The sequence below is a fragment of the Bifidobacterium polysaccharolyticum genome (genome assembly GCF_016101585.1).
Lineage (GTDB): Bacteria > Actinomycetota > Actinomycetes > Actinomycetales > Bifidobacteriaceae > Bombiscardovia > Bombiscardovia polysaccharolytica.
In genome coordinates this window covers 235,607-260,359 of sequence record NZ_JACFQG010000002.1, presented here as the reverse complement: position 1 = coordinate 260,359, position 24,753 = coordinate 235,607, and the positions used below count along the sequence as shown (strand labels likewise).

The 24,753-nt window shown below is 61.5% G+C and carries 24 protein-coding genes and 1 tRNA gene; 23 read left to right on the top strand and 2 right to left on the bottom strand.

The window, feature by feature from the left end; genetic code table 11:
- The first annotated feature begins 58 nt into the window (after positions 1-58).
- From H3T90_RS04315 to H3T90_RS04245, 15 genes are all read left to right on the top strand, one after another.
- Entirely contained in the window at positions 59-1,105 is a 1,047-nt protein-coding gene (locus H3T90_RS04315) for a homoserine O-succinyltransferase (protein WP_198229704.1), read from the top strand.
- 191 nt (positions 1,106-1,296) lie between these two features.
- The gene (atpB, locus tag H3T90_RS04310; protein WP_015022487.1) at positions 1,297-2,112 is read left to right on the top strand and encodes a F0F1 ATP synthase subunit A; all 816 of its coding nucleotides are present in this window, start codon (positions 1,297-1,299) and stop codon (positions 2,110-2,112) included.
- Positions 2,113-2,241: 129 nt separating this feature from the next.
- Positions 2,242-2,469 carry an ATP synthase F0 subunit C gene (atpE, locus tag H3T90_RS04305; RefSeq protein WP_015022486.1) on the top strand — a complete coding sequence of 76 codons (228 nt, stop codon included), beginning with the start codon at positions 2,242-2,244 and terminating at the stop codon, positions 2,467-2,469.
- A gap of 50 nt (positions 2,470-2,519) precedes the next feature.
- On the top strand, positions 2,520-3,062 hold the full coding sequence (locus tag H3T90_RS04300) for a F0F1 ATP synthase subunit B (RefSeq protein ID WP_198229703.1): 543 nt from the start codon (positions 2,520-2,522) through the stop codon (positions 3,060-3,062).
- A gap of 51 nt (positions 3,063-3,113) precedes the next feature.
- A complete protein-coding gene (locus H3T90_RS04295; RefSeq protein ID WP_198191318.1) occupies positions 3,114-3,941 on the top strand; it encodes a F0F1 ATP synthase subunit delta in 828 nt (275 codons plus the stop codon).
- A 46-nt stretch (positions 3,942-3,987) separates the two neighbouring features.
- On the top strand, positions 3,988-5,646 hold the full coding sequence (atpA, locus tag H3T90_RS04290; RefSeq protein WP_198229702.1) for a F0F1 ATP synthase subunit alpha: 1,659 nt from the start codon (positions 3,988-3,990) through the stop codon (positions 5,644-5,646).
- A gap of 3 nt (positions 5,647-5,649) precedes the next feature.
- On the top strand, positions 5,650-6,600 hold the full coding sequence (locus H3T90_RS04285; RefSeq protein ID WP_144178338.1) for a F0F1 ATP synthase subunit gamma: 951 nt from the start codon (positions 5,650-5,652) through the stop codon (positions 6,598-6,600).
- Between the two features lie 8 nt (positions 6,601-6,608).
- Positions 6,609-8,093 carry a F0F1 ATP synthase subunit beta gene (gene atpD, locus H3T90_RS04280; RefSeq protein WP_144178340.1) on the top strand — a complete coding sequence of 495 codons (1,485 nt, stop codon included), beginning with the start codon at positions 6,609-6,611 and terminating at the stop codon, positions 8,091-8,093.
- Between the two features lie 2 nt (positions 8,094-8,095).
- Positions 8,096-8,392 (top strand): F0F1 ATP synthase subunit epsilon, encoded by a 297-nt coding sequence (locus H3T90_RS04275; RefSeq protein ID WP_046323383.1) that lies wholly within the window; start codon positions 8,096-8,098, stop codon positions 8,390-8,392.
- 87 nt (positions 8,393-8,479) lie between these two features.
- Positions 8,480-9,283, top strand: coding sequence for an endonuclease NucS (gene nucS / locus H3T90_RS04270; RefSeq protein WP_198229701.1), 804 nt, complete (start codon positions 8,480-8,482; stop codon positions 9,281-9,283).
- Positions 9,284-9,508: 225 nt separating this feature from the next.
- Positions 9,509-9,751, top strand: a complete 243-nt coding sequence (gene nrdH / locus H3T90_RS04265) for a glutaredoxin-like protein NrdH (protein WP_046323381.1) — start codon at positions 9,509-9,511, stop codon at positions 9,749-9,751.
- 490 nt (positions 9,752-10,241) lie between these two features.
- A complete protein-coding gene (locus H3T90_RS04260) occupies positions 10,242-10,895 on the top strand; it encodes an amino acid ABC transporter permease (protein ID WP_198229700.1) in 654 nt (217 codons plus the stop codon).
- A complete protein-coding gene (locus tag H3T90_RS04255) occupies positions 10,882-11,556 on the top strand; it encodes an amino acid ABC transporter permease (RefSeq protein WP_198229699.1) in 675 nt (224 codons plus the stop codon). Before H3T90_RS04260 ends, H3T90_RS04255 begins: the two co-directional genes overlap by 14 nt.
- On the top strand, positions 11,549-12,421 hold the full coding sequence (locus tag H3T90_RS04250; protein WP_121912963.1) for an amino acid ABC transporter ATP-binding protein: 873 nt from the start codon (positions 11,549-11,551) through the stop codon (positions 12,419-12,421). The genes H3T90_RS04255 and H3T90_RS04250 overlap by 8 nt, the downstream gene beginning before the upstream one ends.
- A gap of 85 nt (positions 12,422-12,506) precedes the next feature.
- Entirely contained in the window at positions 12,507-13,418 is a 912-nt protein-coding gene (locus H3T90_RS04245) for a cysteine ABC transporter substrate-binding protein (protein ID WP_046323377.1), read from the top strand.
- A gap of 91 nt (positions 13,419-13,509) precedes the next feature.
- Here the strand turns inward: H3T90_RS04245 and H3T90_RS04240 are convergent, their stop codons facing one another.
- Positions 13,510-14,445, bottom strand: coding sequence for an FKBP-type peptidyl-prolyl cis-trans isomerase (locus H3T90_RS04240; RefSeq protein ID WP_198229698.1), 936 nt, complete (start codon positions 14,443-14,445; stop codon positions 13,510-13,512).
- 112 nt (positions 14,446-14,557) lie between these two features.
- Between H3T90_RS04240 and H3T90_RS04235 the strand changes: the two genes are divergently transcribed.
- From H3T90_RS04235 to H3T90_RS04225, 3 genes are all read left to right on the top strand, one after another.
- Positions 14,558-15,607, top strand: a complete 1,050-nt coding sequence (locus H3T90_RS04235; protein ID WP_198229697.1) for a hypothetical protein — start codon at positions 14,558-14,560, stop codon at positions 15,605-15,607.
- A gap of 2 nt (positions 15,608-15,609) precedes the next feature.
- Positions 15,610-16,635 (top strand): DUF8094 domain-containing protein, encoded by a 1,026-nt coding sequence (locus tag H3T90_RS04230; RefSeq protein ID WP_198229876.1) that lies wholly within the window; start codon positions 15,610-15,612, stop codon positions 16,633-16,635.
- 117 nt (positions 16,636-16,752) lie between these two features.
- Positions 16,753-17,718 carry a tetratricopeptide repeat protein gene (locus H3T90_RS04225; RefSeq protein ID WP_198229696.1) on the top strand — a complete coding sequence of 322 codons (966 nt, stop codon included), beginning with the start codon at positions 16,753-16,755 and terminating at the stop codon, positions 17,716-17,718.
- Between the two features lie 36 nt (positions 17,719-17,754).
- Here H3T90_RS04225 and H3T90_RS04220 read toward each other — a convergent pair whose 3' ends face one another.
- Positions 17,755-18,384, bottom strand: coding sequence for a CYTH domain-containing protein (locus tag H3T90_RS04220; RefSeq protein WP_198229875.1), 630 nt, complete (start codon positions 18,382-18,384; stop codon positions 17,755-17,757).
- Positions 18,385-18,748: 364 nt separating this feature from the next.
- On the opposite strand from H3T90_RS04220, the gene H3T90_RS04215 reads away from it, so the two are divergent.
- The 5 genes from H3T90_RS04215 to H3T90_RS04195 all read left to right on the top strand — a co-directional run bounded on the left by H3T90_RS04215 (position 18,749) and on the right by H3T90_RS04195 (position 24,753).
- A tRNA-Arg gene (locus tag H3T90_RS04215) sits at positions 18,749-18,824 on the top strand.
- A gap of 282 nt (positions 18,825-19,106) precedes the next feature.
- Complete coding sequence (spxB, locus tag H3T90_RS04210) at positions 19,107-20,861, top strand: pyruvate oxidase (protein WP_198229695.1); 1,755 nt, start codon at positions 19,107-19,109, stop codon at positions 20,859-20,861.
- 103 nt (positions 20,862-20,964) lie between these two features.
- Positions 20,965-21,354 carry a Rid family detoxifying hydrolase gene (locus tag H3T90_RS04205; protein ID WP_198229694.1) on the top strand — a complete coding sequence of 130 codons (390 nt, stop codon included), beginning with the start codon at positions 20,965-20,967 and terminating at the stop codon, positions 21,352-21,354.
- 43 nt (positions 21,355-21,397) lie between these two features.
- On the top strand, positions 21,398-23,155 hold the full coding sequence (gene argS, locus H3T90_RS04200; protein WP_198229693.1) for an arginine--tRNA ligase: 1,758 nt from the start codon (positions 21,398-21,400) through the stop codon (positions 23,153-23,155).
- Positions 23,156-23,181: 26 nt separating this feature from the next.
- Positions 23,182-24,753 carry a diaminopimelate decarboxylase family protein gene (locus H3T90_RS04195; protein ID WP_232350560.1) on the top strand — a complete coding sequence of 524 codons (1,572 nt, stop codon included), beginning with the start codon at positions 23,182-23,184 and terminating at the stop codon, positions 24,751-24,753.

Genomic DNA, 24,753 nt, shown 5'->3' with positions numbered 1-24,753 from the left:
TCCAGCGCGCTTGTCAAGTCCGTGTGTGGGAAGGCCTACGCTGGGCCATAATGGAGTCATGCCTATCACCATCCCCACCGGATTGCCGGCCAGATCCATCCTCGATTCGGAGCGTATCTTCGCCCTGGAGAGCCACGAGGCGGAGCGCCAGGAGATGCGTCCACTCAGGCTGGTCATCCTCAATCTGATGCCTACCAAGGTGGAGACCGAAACCCAGCTGCTGCGGCTGATCTCCAAGTCACCGCTTCAGGTGGAGATCGACTTCATGAAGACTTCCACTCATCAGGCCGTGCACACCAGCATGGATCACCTGGTCAAGTTCTACGAGAATCTGGATTCCTTCAAAGACAACTGCTATGACGGTCTTGTCGTGACGGGCGCCCCGGTGGAGCAGATGGATTTTGAGCAGGTCGACTACTGGGAGGAGCTGACCCGCATTCTGGACTGGTCGTCTACCCATGTTTTCTCAACCATGTACTTGTGCTGGGGGGCCATGGCCGGGCTCTACTACCGTCATGGCATCGCCAAGCGCAACCTGGACCGCAAGGTCTTCGGGGTCTTCCCCCAGTATTTGCAAGACGAGTACTGCTTCATCACCAATGGCTTCGACGAGATTGCCCTGCAGCCCCACTCCCGCTGGGCCGGGGTGGACGAGGACCAAGTGCGGGCCTGTCCTGATCTGCAGGTGCTGACCTGGGGTCCTCAGTCAGGTCCAGGGCTTATCAGCACCCAGGATTTCTCAGAAATCTTCGTGCTGGGCCACTGGGAGTATGACCGTGACACTCTCGCTCACGAGTACCAGCGTGACATGGCCAAGGGCCTGGACCAGGTGCCTTTCCCGGTCAACTACTACCCCCATGACGATCCCGCACTGGAGCCGGTCTTCTCCTGGCGGGCCCACGCCAACCTGCTCTGGCGCAACTGGCTGAACTGGGTATACGAGACCACTCCTTATGATCTGGACCAGGTGCCGACTCTGCGAGCAGCGGGCCAACTAGGCACCGACCGATCCATCAGACACGCTCCTGGAAGCCCACGCGCCGACGGATATCGTCCCCTGACCGGTGACGGGTACGGGCTTATTCCTGGGGTTGTTAATAGTTGATGACGTTTAAATTAAATTAATCATCAAACTGTCCACACCGCGGGGCGCATTCAACCTGTGGCCACTATCTGTGACACACTGGATGAATCCATGGTTACCGTGGCTCTTGGTGTGGGCTACACTACCCATACGGTGCAGCTATGAGTCACATACGCGCTATAGTGTTCACTGTGTCGTTCAGGAGGCGATAGATGCTAGAGGCAATGGGAAGTGAAGCTTTCAGTCTGGCTATGGCCAAGCCGAGCGAGCTACCCACCATCGAAGATTTCCTGCCTCCTGAGATTCTTTTCCAGGGAACGCCCTTCGCCATGAACAGGATCATCCTGATCAGGTTCGTGGCCATGGTCATCATCCTTCTGGTGCTGGGAATCACCGCCGCCAGGGCCAAGCTGATCCCCTCCCGTTGGCAGGGGGCTATTGAATGGGTCATCGAGTTCATCCGCGACTCGGTCGTCTACGACACCCTGGGCGAGATTCGCGGCAAGCGCTACGTGCCCATGATCACGACCATCTTCCTGACCATTCTGGTCTTCAACCTCTGCGGCATCGTGCCAGGCATGAACATCGCGGCCACTGCGACCATCACCATGCCTTTGGTCTTCGCCATCTGGACTTTCTGCCAGTACATGGTTACGGGATTCCGGGAGCAGGGCGTCTGGGGCTATTTCAAGTCGGAGCTCTTCCCGGCTGGGGTGCCATGGCCTCTCTATATCATTCTGACGCCCATCCAGCTGCTGGAGATGGTCATCGTCAAGCCGGCCTCCCTGACCATTCGACTCTTCGCCAACATGATCGCCGGCCATCTGCTGGTGGCGGTCAGCCTGGCCTTCACCCAGTTCTACATCATTGAGGCCAGCAACAAGCTGTTGGCCCTGGCTGGCGTGGGCTGGTTCGTTCTGGGCTTCGCCCTGACGGCCTTTGAAATCTTTGTAGCGGCCCTTCAGGCCTACATCTTCGCCATCCTGACCACGGTCTACATCTCCATGAGTTACCCTGAGGAAGGTTGAGCGAAAAGAAAGCCGCGGTCGGCGCTTCAGGCGGTCGCAGCCCACATATTCGTCGGTTCCGACCAGTAGACGGGGGTCGGGGCCGAACCACAATCCAAGAACCGGCAACGGTGGAGGAAAGGAAAATAAATGGACATCATCACACTTGCTGAGGTCTCCGGCAATCTGAGCATCCTGGGATACGGCATCGCAGCTCTCGGCCCCGCACTGGGTCTGGGCATCGCCGTCGGAAAGACCGTCGAGAGCATGGCTCGCCAGCCTGAGATCAGCGGGCAGCTGCGCACCACCATGTTCATCGGCCTGGCTCTGATCGAGGTGCTGGCCCTGCTGGGTTTCGTGGCGCTCTTCATCGCCTAAGCCGTGTGATTCTTGCATGATCCGGCTTCGATAAAGGAAAGGAGGAGCCAATGTACGCTCTAGCGGTAGGCAAAGGGATCAAGCTGTTTATTCCTCCGATTTACGACATCTTCTGGTCGCTGGTCATCCTGGTCATCCTGGCCGTCTTCTTCTACAAGTTCTTCATGCCCAAGTTCCAGGCCATCTTCGATGAGCGCTCGTCCAAGATCGAGGGCAACATCCAGAAGGCCGCCAAGGCTCGTGAAGAGGCGGATCAGGCCCGAAAGCAGTATCAGGATCAGCTGAGCAAGGCTCGTGTGGAGGCATCCCAGATTCGGGATGACGCCCGCGCTGAGGCCTCGAGGATCGTGGCGGATGCCAGGACCCGTGCAGAGACCGAGGCCAACCAGATTACCGAGAACGCCCAAAGATCCCTCAAGTCCCAGCAGCAGCAGGCCCTGGTCTCGCTCAAGGGCGAGGTGGGCACGCTGGCTACGGCTCTTGCCGGCAAAATCCTGGGCTCGCAGCTTCAGGATGATGCCGTGCAGTCCTCCATGATCGACTCGATCATCGCGGACCAGGGCGGACAGTCCTCGGACAAGCGGCAGGCATGATGACTGATAGGCGGACGACGGGCGCGCCCGTCTTGCGAAAGGGGAGGTGACATGCGAGGAGAGACTTCGCTGAGCTCCGACAAGGAGACCAGGGCCAAGTATGCCCCTTTGCTGAAGAGCAAGGGAAAGGATGCCCTCCGCGTGGCCATGGAGCTCTATACCTTCGTGGCCCTGCTTGATGCCAACAGGCCCCTGGAGCGTGCGCTGACCGACCCCTCCCGTCCAGCTGAGGACAAGTGGCAGGTGATCGACACAATCCTGGCTGACAAGGCCGATCCGCTGACCGTGGATATCCTCCATGATCTGACTGATCATCAGTGGAGCCGTGTGGTGCACATCGCCAACGCGGCCGAGGACATGTCAGTGGATGCCACCGCTTATTACGCCGATGCCTTGGGAATCACCAACCAGGTGGCCGGCGAGCTGGCTGAGATTCATTCGGCCCTGCTGGGTATGCCTCTTGTGCTCTTCCGGCTCTCGGATGAGTACAGCGATTCCAGAGCTCGAGCCGACCTGCTCAGGGCACTCCTGGCTGGGCAGCATATGCATCCGGTCACCGAGCAGATGGCCCTGAACGCCACCGTCGATCTGCGCGGACGACGCTTCCCTGACACCATCGTTTGGTTGGTGGATCGCTTCTCCGAGCACATGGACCAGGTCATGGTCACCGTCACCACGGCGGTTTCCATGAAGGACGAACAGGTCAGTCGCCTGCAAAAGGTCTACGGGCGCAAGCTGGGCAAGCCGGTCCACATCAACTCGGTGGTCGATCCCTCGGTCCTTGGTGGCATGAAGGTCCAGTACGGCTCGGTCTCCACCGACGGCACGGTGGCCACCCAGCTGAAGCACCTGCGGCGGCGGATGGCCGTGGCAGGATGAGCGGGGAACAGACAGACTTGAACAAGAACAGAAATAAGGAGTGATCATGGCAGAAATGACCATTGATCCCGCCGTGGTGCGCAAGGCGCTCGACCAGTTCGTCGAGTCCTACAAGCCGACGGACACCCCCACCCAGGAGGTGGGCTACGTCCGTACGGCCGGTGACGGCATTGCGCATGTGGAGGGACTGCCTGGTTGCATGGCCAACGAGCTGCTGACCTTCGAGGACGGCACGCTGGGTCTGGCCTTCAACCTGGATGCCCGAGAGATCGGCGTGGTCATCCTGGGCGACTTCGCAGGCGTCGAAGAAGGCCAGGAAGTCCACAGGACCGGCGAGGTGCTTTCAGTGCCAGTCGGCGATGGCTATCTGGGGCGTACGGTCAACCCCCTGGGCGAGCCCATCGACGGCCTGGGCGAAATCAAGAGTGAAGGCCGCAGAATCCTGGAGGCTCAGGCCCCCGACGTCATGCACCGGCATCCCGTCGACGAGCCCTTGGCAACCGGCATCAAGGCCATCGACGCCATGACACCCATCGGACGCGGCCAGCGTCAGCTGATTATCGGCGACCGGCAGACCGGCAAGACGGCCATCGCCATCGACACCATCATCAACCAGAAGCGCAACTGGGAGTCCGGAGACCCCAAGAAGCAGGTGCGGTGCATCTATGTGGCCATCGGCCAGAAGGGCACCACCATTGCAGCGGTCCGTTCCTCTCTGGAAGAGGCCGGCGCCATGGAGTACACCACCATCGTGGCCTCCCCGGCTTCCGACTCTGCAGGTTTCAAGTACATAGCCCCCTACACCGGTTCGGCCATCGGTCAGCACTGGATGTACGGCGGCAAGCACGTCCTGATTGTCTTCGACGATCTGAGCAAGCAGGCCGAGGCCTACCGGTCCATCTCCCTGCTGCTGCGTCGTCCGCCGGGGCGTGAAGCTTACCCTGGCGATGTCTTCTACCTGCATTCGCGTCTGCTGGAGCGCTGCGCGAAGCTCTCCGATGACCTGGGTGGCGGATCCATGACCGGTCTGCCCATCATCGAGACCAAGGCCAACGACGTCTCGGCCTACATTCCGACCAACGTGATCTCCATCACCGACGGCCAGATCTTCCTGCAGTCCGATCTGTTCAATGCCAACCAGCGTCCTGCTGTGGATGTGGGCATCTCCGTCTCCCGCGTGGGCGGCGCTGCACAGACCAAGGCTCTGAAGAAGGTCTCCTCGACACTGAAGATCTCCCTGGCCCAGTACCGCTCTCTGCAGTCCTTCGCCATGTTCGCCTCGGATCTGGACGCGGCCTCCAAGGCCCAGCTGACCCGCGGCGCCAGGCTGACCGAGTTGCTCAAGCAGCCTCAGTTCACGCCCTACTCCATGGAGAAGCAGGTCGTCTCGGTCTGGGTGGGGACCCATGGCAAGCTGGATGATTTGGACCTGGAGGACGTGCTGCCCTTCGAGTCCGGGCTCCTGGACTACCTGGACCACAACACCGACATCCTCAAGACCATCCGCGACACGGAGGACTTCACCGACGATACCGAAAAGGCCCTGGACAAGGCTGTGGATGAGTTCGCCAAGACCTTCGTGACCCACAAGGGTCAGACTCTGGACGGCCACAAGGCCGATCAGGATCAGGAGCAGCCCGTGGCCGTCCAGCAGGAGAAGCTGGTGGCCGACGGCAAGAGCGGCAGCAAGGCCGGGAAGCGGTAGACCATGGCCTCACAACTCGCATTCAAGTCAAGGATCGCCTCCACTTCGGCATTGGAGAAGATCTTCAATGCCCAGGAGATGATAGCCTCCTCGCATATCGCCAAGGCCAGGACCGTGGCCATGGAAGCGAAGCCTTACTCCGATGCGATCTTCGATGCAGTCCAAGCCCTGGTGGCCCACACGGACGATATCCGTCACCCCATTGTCAGGAAGGACGAGAAGAACCCGCGCGTAGCTGTGCTGGCTTTGACGGCCGACCGTGGCATGGCCGGGGCCTATACCTCCTCGGTCATCCGCGAGACGGAGTCTCTGCTGGCCCGACTGGACCAGCAGGGCCGACAGCCTCAGCTCTTCGTCTACGGTCGTCGCGGCGTCTCTTACTACCGCTACCGCAACCGCAGCATCGCCAAGACCTGGGAGGGCAACAGCGATCGGCCCGGTGTGGATGTGGCCAGGGAGATCTCCCAGGCGCTGCTGGAAACCTACATGACTCCAGCGGCCAAGGGCGGCGTCTCCGAGCTCTACATCGTCTTCACTGAATTCATCAACATGGTGGTGCAGGAGGTTCGGGTGCTGCGCATGTTGCCCCTTGAGCTGATCAGGCCTGACCAGGAGCAGCCTGAGGAGGCTATCGATGCCCCCGTGCCGGACGACGAGCATGGACGCCAGGGCGACCGCTATGCGGCCCTTTATGACTTCGAGCCCAGCGCCCAGGAGGTGCTGGATGCCGTTTTACCCAAGTACATTCAGTCGCGCATCCATGAATGTCTGCTCACTTCGGCCGCCTCGGAGACCGCCAGCAGGCAGAACGCCATGCACACCGCCACTGATAACGCCAAGGGGCTGATCGACGACCTGACCCGCAAGCTCAATGCCACCCGTCAGGCGGCCATCACGCAGGAACTTACCGAGATCGTCGGCAGCGCCGATGCGCTCAACAAAGAGGAAGAGTAGGAACGCCAATGGTTGCACAGCAAGAACAGCCGACCACAGCGAGCCGCAAGCCGGATTCGGCCTCCAAGGGGCGTGTCACCCGAGTCCAGGGTTCGGTCATCGATGTGGAGTTCCCGGCAGGTCACCTGCCGGACATCTACAATGCCCTGACTGTGAATCTGAGCAAGTCCTCGAACACCGAGGGCGAGTCACTGACCACCATCATGCTGGAGGTGGAGCAGCACCTGGGCGATTCCACGGTTCGCACCGTGGCCCTGAAGCCCACCGACGGCCTGGTCCGCGGCGCCACCGTAACCGACACGGGCGGACCCATCACGGTGCCTGTGGGCGACGTGACCAAGGGGCACGTCTTTGATGTGGCCGGCAACATCCTTAACAAGAAGGAGGGTGAGCAGATCAAGGTCACCGAGCGGTGGCCCATTCATCGCAACCCGCCTGCATTCGATCAGCTGGAATCCAAGACCCAGATGTTCGAAACCGGCATCAAAGTCATCGACCTGCTGACCCCCTACGTGGAGGGTGGCAAGATCGGCCTGTTCGGCGGTGCAGGCGTGGGCAAGACCGTGCTCATCCAGGAGATGATCCAGCGCGTGGCGCAGAACCACGGCGGTGTCTCCGTCTTCGCGGGAGTTGGCGAGCGTACCCGTGAGGGCAACGATCTGATCGGCGAGATGGACGAGGCCGGCGTGCTGGAGAAGACCGCACTGGTCTTCGGACAGATGGATGAGCCCCCGGGGACCCGTCTGCGCGTGCCTCTGACCGCCCTGACCATGTCGGAGTACTTCCGCGACGTGGAGAATCAGGATGTGCTGCTCTTCATCGACAACATTTTCCGATTCACCCAGGCCGGATCCGAGGTCTCCACCCTGCTGGGCCGCATGCCCTCGGCCGTGGGCTACCAGCCCAACCTGGCCGACGAGATGGGCGCCCTGCAGGAGAGGATCACCTCCACACGTGGCCATTCCATCACCTCCCTGCAGGCCATCTACGTGCCGGCCGATGATTACACCGACCCGGCCCCGGCCACCACTTTCGCCCACTTGGACGCCACCACCGAGCTCAGCCGTGACATCGCCTCCCAGGGCATCTACCCGGCTGTGGACCCGCTGGCATCCACCTCCAGGATTCTGGACCCGCGCTATGTGGGACAGGCCCACTACGACTGCGCCAACCGGGTCAAGGCCATCCTGCAAAGGAACAAGGAGCTCCAGGACATCATCGCTCTGATCGGCATCGACGAGCTGGGCGAGGAAGACAAGACCACCGTCAACCGCGCCCGCAAGATCGAGCAGTTCCTGGGCCAGAACTTCTATGTGGCTGAGAAGTTCACCGGCCGCAAGGGTTCCTACGTGCCTGCGGACGAGACCATCGAGGCCTTCACCCGTATTTGCGATGGTGCCTACGACGACGTGCCCGAGCAGGCATTCTCCGGCATCGGCGGCATCGACGACCTTGAACATAAGTGGCACGACATGCAGAAGGAATACCGGTAGTCATGGCGGACACGGGCAAGGCCTCCATGCAGGTCAACATCGTCTCGGCGGACAGGCCCATCTGGTCGGGCCAGGCACGGTCGGTCACCGTGCCCGGCACCCAGGGGTCCATGGGCATCATGCCCGACCATGAGCCGGTGCTGGCCCTGCTGCAGGAGGGCAACATCCGGGTTCAGGCCACCGATGGCGGTCGTCAGTCCTTCCATGTGGACAGCGGATTCGCCTCCTTCGACAGCAATAAGCTGACTGTGGCCGTGGACCACTACCTGGAGGACGCTGATCAGGGCCAAAAGTCCTGACTTCCTTCCTTTTATACCCGGCTGGTGCACTGGCATCGGCCGGGCTTTTCTTTTCCGCCCGGAGCAGCGACTGATATATTGGCACCTGTGCGAATCATTGTTGCCGACTGCTCCGCCGAATACTCCGGGCGTCTCAATGCCAGCCTGCCGCCGGCCAGACGTGTCCTGCTGATCAAGGCCGACATGAGCTGTCTGATCTTTTCGGAACTGGGCTCCTACAAGCCACTGAACTGGATGTGCGCCCCCTGCACCATCAGGGAGATCGAACCCGAGGAGGCAAGCCAGGACGGCGCGGGTGCCGAGGCTGATTCAGTGGCTGGAACCGGGCCGGATGAGGTAGCTGAAGTCGCCGCGCCCGATGCGCTAATTGCCCAGGAGCAGGATCAGGACCAGTCTCGGCCTGTACGTAAGGTTCTGCGCGTTTCGGCCGTCAAATCCAGTGATGTGCTCACCATCAGGCTTTACCAGGTATATGCCGACGACAGCTACGACCTGGGAGAGGATCCGGGATTGGTCAAGGATGGTGTGGAAGCGCATCTGCAGCGTTATCTGGCCGAACAGATCGGCCGCATCGGCCCAGGAGCCACTCTGGTGCGCCGGGAGTATCCCACGCCCATCGGCCCGGTGGACATCATGGCCGTCGACGGCCAGGGGCGGCATGTGGCCATTGAGATCAAGCGGCACGGCGGCATTGACGGGGTAGAGCAGCTGACCCGCTATTGCCGCCTGCTCAACCGCGACCCTCTGCTGGCCCCTGTCCGCGGGATCTTTGCTGCCCAGACCATCACCCCCCAGGCCAGGGTCCTTGCTGAGGACAGGGGATTCGAGTGCCTGATCCTGGACTACGAGGCCATGAAGGGCGCCGATAGCGACGAACTGACCCTCTTCTGAGGCAGTTTTGCGTCTCATATAGTCAATGTGTCATGCAGCTCACATAGATTCCTCCTGGCTCTGTAAGGGCAGAAAAGCTACTAGATATTGGGGTTTGTGGACTGACACGCCACTACAGGTGGTATTGTGCTCGCGCCTTGGATTGTGTAGAGTGCAATCATCAGGTTCCGAGCAGAGGGATATTGAGCTTGGAATGTCACGGCAACATTTAAGGGAGAGGCGATCATGTCCATCACGGTCTACACCAAGGCGCACTGTCCCCAGTGTGATGCCACCAAGCGTCAGTTGACCAAGCAGGGGCTGGAGTTCGAGCAGGTGGATTTGACTGAGGATCAGACCTTGATCGACCAGTTCATCGCCCAGGGGTTCAAGCAGACCCCCATTGTGGTCACTGACCAGGAGACGTGGAGCGGGTATCGCCCCGATCTGATCAGGAAGATAGCACAGAGCGCCAAGGTCTTCGCCTGATCAAAGCACTCGGAGCCCGGTTCACGAATATGTGGACCGGGCTTTTTTGATAGTTTGGTCAGCAGTCCGTTCAGTGAAAATTACCTTGTACGCCTACTTGGTTAGTAGATGCTGGGTAGGCGAGTAATTGGCTGATTATTGTTCTGCAAGTGCTTAATGAGTTGGCCTTGTTTGATTTGGCACTGTTCGGTTGATAGGTATTGCAATGACAGAGCGATCATCTGTGGTCTGTGGAGTGCACCTGCCGGGTTTTGCAGGCTGAGACCATCTCATTCCTGCCGTTCGGCTACGGCATGGATACGAATCGCCGTTCAGGTTGCTGCGAGAGCGGATGATAACGCGGTATCCGGTATTCGTATATCGAAAAGCAAAGGAAAAAGGTTCGTCTTCTCTAGGATTGTCGACTATATGCCGCAGTCGGCGGGAAGCGAGCGGGAAGCAGTGAAGAGGAGACGATGAACAGGACTCAAGCAAGTAGGGGGGTGAGGGCATGAATTGGACTTTCATGGCGCAGAATCTGCACTTCTTCGTCAACGCAGCCTATGTCACGGTCTTCATCTCTTTCTTTGGCGTGGTGTTTTCCATGCTGATCGGGCTGGTCTGCGCCGGGCTGGAGGTCTTCAGGATCCTTCTGCTCTCACAGGTGGCCAGGATATACATCGAGCTGTCGAGAAACACCCCGCTCCTGGTTCAGCTCTACTTCCTCTACTTCGGGTTGCCCAAGCTCGGGGTCAATTGGAGCGCCCAGACCTGCGCCATCGTCGGGCTGGCCTTCCTGGGCGGCTCCTATATGGCCGAAGCCATGCGTGGGGGACTGGAGGCGGTGCCTCGAGTGCAGATCGAGTCGGCCCGCGTCCTGGGATTCACCCGAGGCCAGACCCTGTCCAGGATCGTGCTGCCCCAGGCCTTGAGCAGCGCCATACCGGGCGTGGTGGCCAACATCATCTTCCTGATCAAGGAATCCTCGGTGGTTTCGGCCATCGCCCTGGCTGATGTCATGTATGTCACCAAGGACCTGATGGGTACCTCATACGACACCTACGAGTCGTTGACCCTGCTTATCGTCACCTATCTGGTCATACTGCTGCCCATCTCCGTCATCGGAACAATTCTTGAGCGGAGGTTCGACTATGCACGGCGTTGAGGTGCTCTTCCAGCCAGGGGTCATGCCCAGGCTCTTCCAGGGGCTCTGGGTGACCGTTTGGATAGCCGGCGTTTCGGTTCTGCTTTCCCTGCCCTTGGGGTTGGTGGTCGGATGGCTGATGACCTTACGCAACCCCCTGATTCGCTTCCTGATGAGGGTCTATCTGGACTTCATCCGCATCATGCCCCAGCTGGCACTGCTCTTCATCGCCTTCTATGGGCTGTCCAGGGCATGGAACCTGAATCTTGACGCCACCGGTGCCTGCCTGCTGGTCTTTGTGCTCTGGGGCGGGGCCGAGCTGGGCGACCTGGTCCGCGGGGCCCTGGAGTCCATTCCCCGCACACAGGTGGAGTCGGCCTACGTGCTGGGACTGAGCTCCTGGCAGACCTTCTCTAGGATCATTCTTCCGCAGGCCCTGCGCCGACTGTTGCCGGCAAGTGTCAACCTGGCCACCAGGATCGTCAAGACCACCTCTCTGGCTGCCCTGCTGGGCGTCATCGAGGTCATCAAGGTCGGCCAGCAGATCATCGATGCCAACCGATTCGCTTATCCTCAAGCAACCTTGTGGATCTACGGGGTGATCTTCTTCATGTATTTCTTCATCTGCTGGCCCCTGTCTCTGGCGGCCCGGCATCTGGAAAAGAGGTGGGCCCATGACTGAGGGGCAAACGAGGGCGAACCAGCCACAAAATGACCAGGAGGAACGGGTGGTGCTGACCGTGGAGCATCTGGTCAAGCAGTATCCGCAGGCGCAGAGCCCTGTGCTCAATGACATCTCATTCCAGGTGCCCAAGGGGAAGGTCTTTGTGGTCCTGGGCCCATCAGGCTCAGGCAAGTCCACCCTGCTGCGGACCATAGCCGGACTGGAGCCCATACAGGGCGGCCGCATCCTTCTGGACGGTCAGGTGGTGGAGACCGGCCACCCCCTGGGCAACCGCAGCGGAGGTCCTGGCGGCCTTATGTCGGGCAGTCGCAGCTCTGACTTGCGCACCAGGATCGGCATGGTCTTCCAGAGCTACGATCTTTTTCCCAATAGGACCGTTCTGGATAACGTGACCTTGGCGCCCGTCCTGGTCCAGAAGCGCAAGCGGGACCAGGCACGTCAGGAGGCTCTGGAATTGCTGGACCGGGTAGGTCTGGCCGACCGCCGGGATGCCTGGCCCAGCCAGCTTTCGGGCGGCCAGCGGCAGAGGGTGGCCATCTGCCGGGCACTCATTCTCCATCCCGAGATCATGCTCTTCGATGAGGTGACGGCTGCTCTGGATCCTGAGATGGTCCGCGAGGTCCTCCAGGTCATTCTGGAACTGGCCGACCAGGGGCTGACCATGATGATCGTCACCCACGAGATGGCTTTCGCCAGGGGCATCGCCGACCACATCGTCCTCCTGGATGGAGGCTCACTGGTTGAGCAGTCCGACGATCCGGAGGCCTTCTTCACTCACCCGGCCAGTGACCGGGCGCAACGCTTCCTGTCCACCTTCACCTATGAGCGCAGGCGGGATCAGGACCAGGATCAGGAGTCCTGATGAGGACTTCACATATTCGTCCGGCGGTATTCGCCGGAACCGCCTCCAGGGGCGGCCATAGGAAAGATAAGAGGAAAGAGGGATCATGACCGCAAGGGTAGTGAACCGATTGATACGGGCGACGCTGGCCACGGGGGCGACGATCGCGATGATGGCTTCCATGGCGGCCTGCGGCCCTTCGGCGGCCGCCCCCAGTGACGCTGGAAGCGGCTCGGCAAGCAGCTCCGGCTCCTCGGCAGCATCCGGGTCTGCACGCACTCCGGAGCAGATTACCAAGTCCGGAAAACTCAAGGTGGCGGTCTTCACTGACAAGGCCCCCTTCGGCTATGTGGACAAGGACGGCAAGAACCAGGGCTACGATGTGGTCCTGGCCGAGCGCCTGGCCAAGGATCTGGGCGTCAAGCCCGAATACACCTCGGTGGACCCGGCCGCCCGTGTGGATGTGCTGTCCAGCAACAAGGTGGACGTGGTTCTGGCCAACTTCACCGTCACCGATGATCGCGCTCGCAAGGTGGACTTCGCCAAGCCTTATATGAAGGTCTTCCTGGGCGTGGTCTCCCCGGATTCGGCACCGATCAAAGATGTCAAGGAGTTGAACGGCAAGACTCTGATCATCGCCAAGGGGACCACGGCTGAGCCCTACTTCGAGCAGCACTACCCGGAAGTCAAGCTGCAGAAGTACGACCAGTACGCCGATGCCTACAACGCTCTGCTGGACCACCGTGGCGACGCCATGAGCACGGACAACACCGAAGTGCTGGCCTGGGCCAAGGCCAACAAGGGCTTCTCGGTGGGCATCACCAAGCTTGGGGATGAGGCTGTCATCGCCCCGGCCGTGCGCAAGGGAAACAAGCCCTTGCTGGACTACATCAACAAAGAGCTGGTCAAGCTGGGCCAGGAGCGGTTCTTCCATGAGGACTACCGCAAGACCCTGGAGCCGGTCTATGGAAGCGAGGCCAACCCCGACGAGATTGTGGTCGAGGGCGGCAAGGACTGACCTGGCCGTCTGGCTTATGACAGGGCCCGCACCCATCCGAATGCGACTGGATGGGTGCGGGCCCTGTAGTCTGACTCGGCGGATTGCCGAATCAGTATGCGGCCAGGATGTCAACCACAAAGATCAGGGTTGAATTGGCCGGGATGCTTTGCTGTTTCTGGCTGCCGTAGCCCAGGTCGGGCGGAATGACCAGAAGAACCTGAGAGCCCACCGTCTGGCCGGCCAGACCCTGCTGCCAGCCCTTGACCACTTGGTCCAGGCTGAAATCGCTGGGCTGTCCCCGGTCCCAGGAGGAGTCGAACTGCTTGCCGTTGGAGGCCAGCCAGCCGGTGTAGTTGGCGCTGACGCTCTGATGCTGGCCGACCTTGGCCCCCTTGCCCTTGATCAGGGGCTGGACGACCAATCCTGCCTCGGGCTTGTATCCGTTGAGATCCAGGGAGGGCTTGCCCTTGTCGTCCAGGCTGATCTTGGGCAGGTCGTTGGGCAGATCGGTCACCTTCTGACCCTGGGCGCGGGTCAGGTTCTTGGATCGGGAGACGAAGGTCAGGGCCATGATATAGGAGTCGGTCGCCTGGCTGCTGCCGGAGCCTGACTCATCGATGCCCACGGCCACGGTGGAGTTGATCTTGAGGCCCTTGAAGGTGTCATAGTATGCCGGAATGGATTTCTTGCTGATGACGATCGAGCACTCCGGACTGCTCTTGTCCCAGGTGGAGTTGAGCACCTTGCCGGTCTTGGCATCCAGGGCCAGGCTCCTTGTGCACACACGATCCCCGTCGCGGATGACCTCGCCGTTGCCCTCCTGGATGACCTGATGAGCCTGGTTCTCGACCTTGAAGGGGGTCTTGAAGCTGATGTCGGGCTTGCTGCCAAGTTTGCCACTGGCTGATACGCCCTGCATGGTGTCGCCTGCGTGCGCGTCCCCGCCAGATTTCCCGCTGCAGGCTGACAGCCCAAGACATAGGGCCAGAGCCGTCATGGCGCCCAGCAGACGCTTGCTGCCTGATTTCCTTGCGATGATGGTCATAGAAGAACAGTTTAGGGCTTATGGGTGATTTCCCTGTGCTTGGAACCAGATCATAGGGAGCCGACGGTAGAATGTCGATAATATGGAGCGAGTACCCGAGGAAAAAGATGAGATGACGCGGCCTGAAAAGCCTTCGCGTCATAGCACGATCATGCGCGGCATCGTCACCCCCATCTTCGGACTGCTGGCTGTAACGGCCATTGTGCTGGGTATTTTCAACGCCACGGTCTGGAAGCCTTCGGCTCATGTGGATGCGCATGCGCGTACGAAGGCAGCCTATGTGGTGACCGATCCAGGTGTGCTTCCCCTGGTGGACAGCAAAGTGACCATGCGAGTGGATGTAACATCGAATGGAACCTCCGCGTCCGCAGATCAGAATTCACACAAGCCTACCGTCTGTATGGCCCTGACCACGGCCAAGGATGCAGCTGGCTGGACGGCCGGGCAAGATGTGGCCCGTGTGCGAGGTTTGGATGATTGGCACACCTTGTCCGTCGGTAGGGACACCAGCCCCGGCAAGGCCGTCAAAAGTAATCAGGGCGTGGCTTTTCAGGATTCGGATATGTGGAAACAGGTCACCTGCTCCGACAACGACGTGTCCATGTCCCTGAAGACCGACGATCCGCAGGCCGTCCTGCTGGTGGCGGTTCCTCAGGGTTCCCATTCCCTGGGTCTGGAAATGCTCTGGCAGCGGGACAGGCTGCCCAACTTCGCCATGCCCTTCTATTTTGCCGGCGGGCTGCTGGCCCTGCTGGCGGTTCTTTCAGCAACAGTCTTTGCCATGGATCCGGTCAAGCGCCGCAAGCAGACCGAACCTGAACAAGAGGCTGAAGAGACTCCCGAGGTCAGTGTGGCCCAGGCCCTGGGCAGCGCCATTCTGCCTGGTCTCGGAAATCGGCATAGCCCGGTTTCAGGCCGACGCCTGCGTCACGCTCGCGGACAGGCGCGGCAGGGGGATCCAGGACCCCCGCCCAGGCCGCCCGTGGTGATTGATCCGCGCAATCGGAACCTGGTCGCTGACCAACAGGGGGATGGCGACGGCCGTACCGTCAGCGGTGATCAGGGAGCCGATGACATGTCGGCCACCAGGGTCATCAGCAGCCAGGAGATGGCCTCCTACCTGGCCAGACTTGCCCACGAGGGGGAGGAGGAGCGCCAATGAGTATGAACAAACCGATGAACAGGGTAGGGGTTGCAGCGGCGCTGGCCTTGTCCCTGGCCCTTTTGCCAGGTCTGTCCGCCTGCGAGGGGCAGGTTCCCCAGGCTCGCCGGACCGAGCCTCAGAGCACTGCAACCACTGCTCCCGCACCCAACCTGACCCCGGCCCAGGAGGCCCGCATCCGCAAGAGCATCGGGGCTGTTCTGGACCAGGCCAACGAGGCCAGGGACCCAACCGGGCTGGACCGGCGAGTCAGCGGACCCCAGCTGGAGATCCGTACCAGCGAGCTGACCATAGCCAAGGCCACCGGGCAGCTGGATCCCAAGACGGCTATCCCTACCACCATCGCCCAGACGGTCATTCCCGGCGATCCGGGCTGGCCGCGCTCAGTCTTCTCGATTACCACCACCACGCAGGATCAGCAGTCCAAGCGCCTCTTGGTTCTGGATCAGGAGTCCGCCCATGAGAACTATAAGCTCTGGGGTGTGGCAAGGCTCTTCCAAGGAGCCCAGCTGCCCAAGTTTCCGGTAGCCACCATCGGCGCCAGGATGGGGCAGGGCGACGATCAGGGTCTCAAGGCTACGCCTGTGGAGGCCGTGCGCCGCTATGCCGACCTCCTGCAGAACCCCCAGAGCAGCAAGTATGCCAAGGAGTTCGCCCAGGATGACTTCCGCAACTCCCTGGGCACGCTGACTCAGGTGGTCCAGCAGGGAATTGAAGCCAACAAGGGCAGCCAGTCGCAGACTTTTACCCCGGCACAGGGGCAGTTGCGGGTCATGCACTCTTCCGATGGGGGCGACCTGGTCGTGGCCCGGATTGATTCGGTATGGACCAGGCAGGCGGGTGAGGGCCGGGAGTCCTCGCCCGCATCGGATGCTGAGAAGGCCCTCTTTGGACAGGGCAAGCCCACCAGTACTATGAAGGTCACCTATGTCAACGTGATTGCCCTCTACGTGCCGTCGGCGGACTCGCACGAGCCCATCAGGGCCGTGGGCGCCGAGCGTGAACCCATCAAGGTGGAAGCGGTCTGAACGGCGGGATTGCGCTGGGTGAACGCCCGGGCCTTGGACTAGATTGGCTTCCAGGAGTTTGCATTCGAGGGCGGACCGAAGCTGCAGTCGGCGTCCGCCAGGTTAAGGAGGACTGACATGGCGAACAAGAACGGGCAGGGGCAGCCGGGCGTCTCGCTGGCGGGAGCGGTCGACCTGGGCGCGCTTAAGCACCAGGTTGATGCCGAGCCAGGACAGCAGGGAGGGGCGCCCGCTGCAGGCGGCTACGTGATCGATACCACGGAGGCCAGTTTCCAGGCCATGGTCCAGACCTCGACCACCTTTCCCATTCTGGTCCTGCTCTGGGTACCCACCGACGACCGTCTCTTCCCCCTGGCCACACGCCTGGCTGAGGCCGTTAATGCCCAAGAGGGGCGCATTCAGCTCTCCCGCATCGACATCGCGACCAATCCGCAGATTGCCCAGACCTTCCAGGTGCAGGGTGCCCCGGCCCTCTTTGCCCTGTTGGCCGGCAGGCCCATGCCCATTCTGCAAGGTCTGCCCACCGATGAGGAGATGAACCAGATCACCGATCAGCTCATCCCACAGGTGGTCCAGATGGCGCAGAAGGCCGGCATCACCGGCAGCGCGCCCTATCAGGAGACCAACGATCAGGGGCAGGACGAGCAAGCTGGCCAGGTAGCGGCTGATGCCATTCCTCCTGCTCATCAGGAGGCCCACCGGCTGGCTCAAGAGGGCGACTATGCAGCTGCGGCCGAAGCTTATGGCCAGCTGGTTCAGGCCGACTCGACCGACGACCTGGCCAAGCGTGAACAGGCCAAGTGCCTGCTGATGGCCCGGTCAGCCCAGGCCGATGTTCGTAAGGTCCGTCAGGCTGCTGCCGATGCTCCTGACGACCTGCAGGCCCAGTTGGATGTGGCCGATGTGGACATGATCGGCGGCCAGATTCAGGATGCTTTCGATCGCCTGCTGGACTTTCTGGCCGGGCACCGGGATCAGACCGATCCCATCCGCCGCCGCCTGCTGGAGTACTTTGTTATTCCCGAACCGACTGATCCTCGGCTGGCCAAGGCCCGTCGCCGTTTGTCCACGCTGATGTACTGATCAGGTTGCCGAGTACCGGCCTGAACCAGTCCTTGGTCAGGACTCGCGGTTCCCGTCGAAGTTGGTCAGGAAGCGCGGTCCGCTGGCCTTTAGCTCCCGGTCGAAGTCGGCCGCCCAGTCGCCAAAGGGGTGGCCAGCCAGCCCGTCGTTGGAGAACCGCGGATCGTCGGTAATTTCAGTGGCGCAGAAGTCGGGAATGGTCAGGTCGGTCACCGGGCCGGTCCGCTCAACCTCGGCCACCACCAGGGGAGCGTTGCCGTCTCCGAAGACATCCAGGTTCCACCAATCCTCGTCCAGCCAGACCCCATACCGGTTCTTGACGATCGGAATGCCGCCGCGCAGGATCAGTTCCAGGGCGATTCCCGGATCGATGGCCCGTTCGGCCTCGTAGCGGGTGCCGCCGACGGAGGGCCCCTTGGCCGTCATTGAGGCAGCGTCGAAGTGGTCGCCTTCCTCAAGCAAAGTGTGGAGGGCATCGGTCCGGGCCGTCATGGGTACCACCGGGTCCACCTGGCCCTGCAGGCGCACACGAAGGGCGAAGTTGTCCTCATGCACGTAGTAGCTCTGCACAATCAGGGTCGGTCGGCTCTCCCTGAGCAGCTCCCGAGGAAGGTCCCGGCAGAAGAATCTGCGCTCGAACTCGAAATCGTCCTCGTCCTCATTCATGGCCATGCTTCCCATGGTACGGTAGGCCGGTTGCGGCCACCATTTGCTGTCCACAGCCCGTTTCATAGTCCAGGTATGTGAAGGCCGCTTGTGATGGCCGGGTGAAGGAACTACAGTGTAAATTATCCCGAGAGAAGATCATCCGGGAATGTTGGCGGCCTCGCGCCACCGCATGAGGATGCAATGGCGCAACCGGGGCGGTGGCACGAGGCCTTGCCATCACGATACCTATGAAACGCCCGGAATTTTGCGGCAACACGCCGATGTCAGCAAGAGCTGGACCGACACGTGAAGACGCGCATGGGTGCGAAAATGCGCAAAGTGTCCTAGTATGGTCTCTGTTGTCCACTGGAAAGTGGCTGTCGGGTTCGTAGCTCAGCGGATAGAGCGTCTGTCTCCGGAACAGAAGGTCGAGGGTTCGAATCCCTTCGAGCCCACCAGGATGCAATCCCTGCCGCCAGGAAGAGCGCAGGGATTTTTCTTTAGACAAATCTGTCTGTCGCAATGACTGAGATTACGGCATCTGCTTGATGAAGTAAGTGCACCGCATACGTCACGATATGTGTGGTGAATCACTAAGCTTTTGAGGAACATGGCCCTTAGCCCGCTTGTGTCTTCGTTTCTAGGTGCCATAGTGAAAGGGTAAGACCGAACGTCGGGGAGGACCGACGCTTCCGCGTTGTGGCGGAGCCTCCTTTCCCCGGTGAAGCAAAGGAGTTCACATGGCCAATCGAATCAATGCAGGGGATGCTGTCCTTCACGTCCTGGAGCAGTGGGGGGTGCCGCGCATCTATGGCCTGCCCGGCGGTTCCTTCGACTCCATGATGAATGCCATCCACAACGAGCGCGAGCGCATCGACTTTATCCAGGTCCGTCATGAGGAGGCCGGAGCACTGGCAGCCGCCGGAGAGGCCAAGTTGACCGGCAGGATTGGTGTCTGCTTCGGCTCGTCGGGTCCCGGCGCCGTCCACCTGCTCAACGGCCTCTACGATGCGCGTGAAGACGGCGTGCCGGTGCTGGCTCTGGTGGGTGAGGTGCCTCAGGCCTTTATGAACATGGACTTCTTCCAGGCCATGGACGAGGTGCCTATCTTTACCGATGTGGCCGTATTCGCCCGGGCCGCCACCAACGCTCAGGGGTTGCCGGCCCTGGTGGATGAGGCCATCCGCCGCGCCTATGCCAGCCACGGGGTCTCCGTGGTGATCATTCCCAAGGATCTGGCTTGGGCCGAGATTGACGACCGCCCGGTGGCATCTGCGCCTAACTTCCGCAAGCCGGAGCCGCTGAAGCCCGCGGCCGACCAGGTCAGCAAGGCAGTTGAGATCATTCAGTCCGCCAAGGCGCCGCTGCTCTACTTCGGTCAAGGCGCTGCCGGGGCACGCGATGAACTGGTCGCCATGTCCGAGCGTTTCAAGATGCCCATGGTTTCCACATTCCCGGCCAAGGGGATTGTGGAGGACACCTATCCTGCCTACCTGCAGTCGGCCGGCCGTGTGGCCACCAAGACCGCTACGGAGGCCATCTACACTTCGGATCTGACGGTCTGGGTGGGTTCGGACAACCCCTTCGGGTCCATGTTCGTTACTCCCAACACCAAGGTCATCCAGATCGACCTGAACCCGGTCAAGCTGGGCAAGCGCTTCCAGGCCAACGTGGTCCTGGCCATCCAGGCCGATGCTCGCGAGGCCCTCAAGGCAATAACCGCCGCCGGCCAGGACCAGGAGGAGTCCGTCTTCTACCGGGCCTGCCTGCGCAGCAAGGAGAACTGGGACCAGTGGCTGGCCTCCTTCAACGAAGACACCCGTACGCCCCTGAGGCCCGAGCCCGTCTACCACATCATCGATCAGCAGCTTGAGGACAATGACATTGTCATCCCCGACGTGGGCAATGTGGACATCGACTTCCTGCGTCTGCTGCACCTGAAGCCCACCAACCGCTGGACAGTCTCCGGCAAGCACGCCACCATGGGCTACGCCGTGCCGGCCGCCTTGGCCGCCAAGCTGGAGCATCCGGAATCGACCGTCTACTCCCTGAGCGGCGACGGCGGATTCGCCATGCTCGGCGAGGAGGTGCTGGCCCAGCTCAAGTATCATGCCCCGGTCATCAATGTGGTCTTCTCCAACCAGTCCTTGGGCTACATCGAGGCCGAGCAGCGCGACGACAGCCATCAGCCTCTGAGCGGGGTGGACCTGCCCGACACCGACTGGGCCAAGGTCGGCGAGGGCATGGGTGCCTTGGGCTTCACTGTGCGCACGGTGGCCGATGCACGCCACGCCTTCTCCGAGGCTCGCAAGGCTGACAGGTCTTCGGTCATCGACATCAAGCTGACAGGAGCCAGCCCTCTGGACACCCGCTACATGCGGTTCCCGGAGACCTGCTCGGATCCGGACCAGGTCGAGAAATTTGTCAAGACCTACGAGGCCGGCGACCTGCACTCCCTGGCCTACTGGATGGGTCAGGAGGCTCGCAAGGGCTGAGACTGGTACCGCTTCTGCCGGGCGGGCACTCCTATAGTGGACGGTGTCCGCCCGGGGCTTCGGCCCGACATGGGTGCGGCGGACCTGAAGAAAGGTTGGACTCATGGAAGATGGACCGGAAGAGATCGGCACGCCATATGCGCCTCAGGCTTTGGGGGCTTACAGCCAGGCTGTGAAGGCCGGGGGCTTTGTCTTTGTCTCCGGACAGCTGGGCATCGACCCGGACACCGGCGAGCTGGTGGAGGGTACTGCGGCTGACCAGGCTACCCAGGCTTTGAAGAACGTCAAGAACATCTTGGATGCAGCCGGCACCGGCATGGAAAAGGTGGTCAAGGCCACCATCCTTATGCGGCGTGTGGAGGATTTCACCCAGGTGGATCAGGCCTACTCTCAGGTTTTCATCGGCTCGGTGCGGCCGGCCCGCGTGGCGTTCGGTGGCGCGGACATCCCCAAGGGGGCCCTGGTCGAGATCGAGGTCGTGGCCCTGGCCTGAGACAGGTCGGTTGCTGGTCCCCGCCGTCGCTAGACTTGAGGGCATGAGTCCTGAAGCACTTGCCCGTATCATCTCTTCGACCGCCGTCCAGATGGCCCAGTCGGGCCAGCTGGGAAACCTGGAGCCCGACATGGTTCCTGATGCCGACCATCTGGCGGTTATGCGCCCCAAGGACCGCTCCCACGGGGACTGGTCCACCAACATCGCCATGCAGCTGGCCAAGAAGGCTGGCATGAGGCCTGCCGAATTGGGGCAGGCCTTGGCTGAGGCCCTACGAGAGGCCGATGGAATCGCCCAGGTGGATGTGGCCGGGCCCGGCTTCATCAACATAACCTTGGATTCGGCCTCGGCGGCTGCTGTGGTTGATGCGGTCCTGGATGCGGGATCCGCCTTCGGAAGCAACGATCACCTTAGCGGACGCACGCTCAATTTGGAATTCGTCTCGGCAAACCCTACGGGCCCCATCCATATCGGCGGCACACGCTGGGCGGCTGTGGGCGACTCCATGGCCCGGGTCTTGGAGGCCAACGGTGCCAAGGTGGTCAGAGAGTACTACTTCAACGATCACGGCACGCAGATCGACCGCTTCTCCCGCTCGCTGGTGGCGGCGGCCCATGGTGAGCCCGTGCCTGCTGACGGCTACAAGGGTTCATATATTGACGAGATTGCCTCGCGGGTAGTCAAGGAAGCCGCCGACCAGGGGCAGGACATCCTGGCTATGCCCAGGGTGCAGGACGAGGACGGTGCCGAAGGTGACAGCCCCCAGCGCGAGGCCTTCCGCACCCGGGCCGTGCCCATGATGTTCGCCGAGATCCAGCAGTCCATGCGTGACTTCCGGGTCAACTTCGATGTCTGGTTCCATGAGAACAGCCTGTATGAGTCCGGCCAGGTGGACCGGGCCATTGATGAGCTGCGGGCCAAGGGCGACATCTTCGAGAAGGACGGGGCTACCTGGTTCCGCTCCACCACCTACGGCGACGACAAGGACCGGGTGATCATCAAGTCCGACGGCCACGCAGCCTATGTGGCGGCCGACATCGCCTACTACCTGAACAAGCGACGCAGACCCAAGGATCCCTGCGACGAGGCCATTTACATGCTGGGCGCCGACCATCACGGCTACATCGGCCGGATGATGGCCATCTGCGCAGCCTTCGGGGACACCCCAGGTGTGAACATGCAGATCCTGATCGGCCAGATGGTCAACGTCATGAAGGACGGTCAGGCTGTGCGCATGAGCAAGCGGGCAGGCAACGTGGTCACCATTGACGATCTGGTGGATGCCGTGGGTGTGGATGCCGCCCGGTATTCCCTGGCCCGCACTGACTACAACCAGAGCGTGGACATCGACCTGGACCTGCTGGCTTCGCATACCAACGACAACCCCGTCTACTACGTGCAGTACGCGCACGCCCGCTCCAGGAATGTGGATCGGAACGCAGCCCAGGCGGGCATCGACCGGTCCGGGGCCGACCTGTCCCTGTTGGACACCGCTGCCGACAACGATGTTCTGGGCGTCCTGGCCCTCTATCCCAATGTGGTTCAGACTGCAGGCGACCAGAAGGCTCCCCATCGGGTGGCCCACTACTTGGAGCAGCTGGCTGGGGTCTATCACCGCTGGTACAACCTGGAGCGCGTGGTGCCCATGGAACCCACCGGCCGTAAAGATCTGGACCAGGACGAGGACAGGAATCCACAGCCAGCCCGTGCGGCGGCACGTCTGCGGCTCAATGACGCTGTGCAGCAGGTCATCGCCAATGGTCTGGATCTGCTGGGCGTCCAGGCCCCTGACCGTATGTAAGCCTGAAGGTTACCGGGAGGTCGTTAATGGAGACAGGGATGTGCGGGTTGGGGTCCGATGGGTTCTGGCCCGAGGCTCTGCAGCAGGACCTTGAGGGCATGCTGAGCATGCACGGGTGCTCTATGGAAGATTTGGCCAAGCGTTACGGCACCCCCATGTATCTGATGGACACCGCGATGATGGCGGAACGGGCCTCGGCCTTCCGTCAGGCGGCTCTGCGAGACCTGGGCGGTGCGACCACCAGGGTCAGTTACGCGGGCAAGGCCTTTCTTAGCAAGGAGACCGTGCGGATCATGCTGCGCCAGGGGTTGGATATCGATACCTGTTCTCTGGGCGAGATGCTGATCGCTCAGGCCGCTGGCGCCCCTGGCCGTCGTCTGGTTCTGCACGGCAACAACAAGTCCGACCAGGAGATCGACCTGGCTGTGAGGGAGGGCTACAGGGCCATCGTTATCGATGCGCCCGACGAGCCTGCCCGAATCGCCGCTGCTGCAAGGGCACAGGGCCGTCGCGTCAAGGTCATGCTCCGGGTGACCGTGGGGGTGCACGCCGGCGGTCACGAGTACATTTCCACCGCACACGAGGATCAGAAGTTTGGCATCCCCCTGCTGCCCCAGGGCACCGACGTGAGTCTGCTGGACCTGGGCGCTGAGCCTGGGTCCTCAGGGCAGGCTGGGGCAGCGACTCCGGCGGCCACGAAGAATGACAGCTCCTCGGCTCCTGGCGATTCTGTGGTCTCTCCGTCGTCTTCGGCACTGTATTCGGCTGCAAACGGGCCTGCTGAACCTGCCGATCCTGCCCGGATCAGAGCCATGTCCGCTCTGGCCGACGGACCGGCTATCGCCCTGCTCAAGGAGATCCGCTCCCACGAGCGGGAACTGGAGTTGGTGGGCATCCATACCCATATCGGCTCTCAGATCCATGACTCTTCGGCCTTCATCGAGGCCGCCCGGCGCATGATGCTCCTGCGGCATACCTTCTGGGCCACCGACGGATACCTGATGCCTGAAGTTGATCTGGGGGGCGGCTTTTCCGTGCCCTACACTCCAGATGAGGATCGGATGGACCTGGACCAGACCCTGACCAGCCTGGGGGCTGACATGGTCGCCATCAACCGTCGCCTGGGCATGCCCATGCCGGTCATCGCCTTCGAGCCCGGCCGCTGGATTGTGGCCCCATGCGGCATGAGCCTGTACCGGGTGGGCACCGTCAAGCCCGTCCCCCTGTCTGACGGAAGTGTGCGCACCTACGTTTCGGTTGACGGCGGCATGAGTGACAACATTCGTCCGGCCCTGTATGGAGCCGAGTACACCGCTGTCCTTGCCAACCGACATGGCAGCGTGGACCGGATTCAGGCCCGTGTGGTGGGCAAGCACTGTGAATCTGGGGATATCCTGGTGCAGGATGTGCCTCTGCCTGCGGACATTCGCCGGGGTGATTTGCTTTTGGTACCGGTGACCGGCGCCTACGGACGGACCATGGCCAGCAACTACAACCAGGCTCTGATCCCTCCCGTGGTGGGCCTGGACCAGTCTGGTGCCCATCTGATGCTGCGGCGGCAGACCATGGATGACCTGCTGGCCTTGGACCAGGGATGA